Origin of the sequence: Pseudoalteromonas sp. Isolate6, from assembly GCF_022398435.1 — a bacterium.
Taxonomy (GTDB): Bacteria; Pseudomonadota; Gammaproteobacteria; order Enterobacterales; family Alteromonadaceae; genus Pseudoalteromonas; species Pseudoalteromonas galatheae.
Genome location: NZ_JAKEVK010000358.1, coordinates 1 through 2,057 on the forward strand (window position 1 = coordinate 1; position 2,057 = coordinate 2,057).

Genomic DNA, 2,057 nt, shown 5'->3' on the forward strand with positions numbered 1-2,057 from the left:
TTAATGAACCGCTAATTAATATAACTAGGAATGATTACTGCATCCTAACTTTGTTGAGTACTTATATAGGAATGTGTGATTATGAACTTAGAAAAGTTTTGGACATTAATTAATGATAAGTTAATCGCTTGGCTTGAATCTGGTGTGCAATTATTGCCCAATATGATCCTAGCCTTAATGGTTATCATATTTTTTACGATTCTAGCTAAAATATCATCTGTTTGGTTTTCTAAAGCGATAAGAAAAGCAATAAAGACCGAACAAGTCGCTTCTCTTATTAGCTCTATATTTAAAGTTTCTATTATTGCTATCGGGATTTTCTTTGCCCTAGATATCGTGAAACTATCAGGCGCCGTGATGTCATTGTTGGCTGGGGCTGGGATCATAGGTCTTGCCATTGGCTTTGCATTCCAAGACATGACAGAGAACCTCATTGCTGGATTTGTGATGGGAGTCAGAAAACCTTTTATGGTCGGTGATATTATAAGAACCAAGGATTGCTTTGGTACGGTAAGCAAAATCAATTTGAGAAATACCTTAGTAGAGAACTTTTACGGCCAACTGTCTTATATTCCCAACAAAATTCTCTTTAAAAATGAACTACAAAATTACACTAAACTTGGCAAGCGAAGAATAGAAGTACCTGTTGGTATCTCCTATGCGGACGACCCAGAGCAAGCTCGAGAGGTGATTGTCGAGGCAATTAATAAGCTTGATTTTGTGGTAAACCAAAAAGAAACGGATGTCTATGCCGAGTCTTTTGGTGATAGTTCTATTAATCTTCTCGTGTGGTTTTGGATAGACTATCCAGCAGATCCCGGCTTTATGGTAGTCAGGCACAAAGCAATTTGCACCATTAATCGTGTGTTAGCTGATAACGATATCTTAATTCCTTTCCCAATTAGAACCCTGGACTTCAATGCAAAGGGAAGCGCGCCCTTGAGTGAGCAATTATCACAGGAATAATTTACACCTAGCTTGTAATATTTTCACCTGTCTGTATATGGTCAGATTAAAAAGTCTTAAAAAATAAAGGTTTATATTTTGGCATCTAAACTGCATCAGTAAAGTTGACCGAAGATAATACTTGCAAAACGCACTTATTAAATGTTTAAACGAAAGGAGTTATTTATGGCAGATTCAAATTACGATATGGAGCCGGTAAAAGAGCTCATTAAAGTATTAAATGGTGGTGTTGATTTTTACACTGAAGCTAAAAAGAAGCTAGATAATATCGAATTAAACCGAGTATTTGACCAAATGATTGTAGATAAAGCGCAAGCAATTTCGGATCTACAACCATTTGTTCTTATCGACGAAGGTGAAATCGAGACTGATTCAGCGCTTAGCATCGACATTAGAGAGTCATACACCAAGCTGATTGGCATGGTGAGCACAGATAAAGAGCACACCTATATTTCGCAACTAGAAGAAGTGGAAGACAAAGTGTTAAGCAAGCTTGATAAAGCGCTAAGTAAAGACCTTCCACCAAAATGCAAGAGTGTATTACTGCAAATTCAAACCAGAATGCAAGCTTGTCACGATCAAATGAAGCAGTTGCAAGAGCTAACTGCCTAAGGAGAATGTTATGTTAAGTTGGGCTGTAATGTTTTTATTCCTAGCACTTGTGGCAGCTGTGCTAGGTTTCACAGGAATCGCAGGCGCTGCGGCTGGAATGGCGAAAATTCTATTCTTTGTGTTTATCGCCTTTATGATTATTTCATTTATTTTTGGCAAAGCACGAGCTCCCAGGTAAAAGGGATTTAGCGCAAAAAACGGTTTAGGAGATAGATTATGATGAATTCAGCAATTACATTAGCAAAAGCATTTGGTTTTGTTTCAATTTTAGCACTATTTGGTTGTAGTGAAGGTCCAGCGGAAGATGCCGGCGAACGCTTCGATGAAACAGTTCAAGAAGTCGAAAATAGCGTAGAAGACGCTTGTGAAGACGTAAAAGAGAACCTGAACGCTGAAAACGAAGAGTGCTAAGTGAGTATAGTTTCGACGTGGAATAAAAGAGGAGAAGCCCCAAAGCTTCTCCTCTTTTTTTATAATAG

Annotated in this window: 4 protein-coding genes; all 4 read left to right on the plus strand. The window is 38.0% G+C overall.

Features of this window, described 5'->3' with window-relative positions; genetic code table 11:
* The first annotated feature begins 81 nt into the window (after positions 1-81).
* Complete coding sequence (locus tag L1D50_RS22845; RefSeq protein ID WP_239966920.1) at positions 82-966, plus strand: mechanosensitive ion channel family protein; 885 nt, start codon at positions 82-84, stop codon at positions 964-966.
* A 165-nt stretch (positions 967-1,131) separates the two neighbouring features.
* The gene (locus tag L1D50_RS22850) at positions 1,132-1,578 is read left to right on the plus strand and encodes a PA2169 family four-helix-bundle protein (protein ID WP_128726911.1); all 447 of its coding nucleotides are present in this window, start codon (positions 1,132-1,134) and stop codon (positions 1,576-1,578) included.
* A gap of 10 nt (positions 1,579-1,588) precedes the next feature.
* Positions 1,589-1,756 carry a DUF1328 domain-containing protein gene (locus L1D50_RS22855; RefSeq protein WP_010378934.1) on the plus strand — a complete coding sequence of 56 codons (168 nt, stop codon included), beginning with the start codon at positions 1,589-1,591 and terminating at the stop codon, positions 1,754-1,756.
* Between the two features lie 41 nt (positions 1,757-1,797).
* Positions 1,798-1,989 (plus strand): hypothetical protein, encoded by a 192-nt coding sequence (locus L1D50_RS22860; RefSeq protein WP_128726970.1) that lies wholly within the window; start codon positions 1,798-1,800, stop codon positions 1,987-1,989.
* The last annotated feature ends 68 nt before the right edge of the window (positions 1,990-2,057 follow it).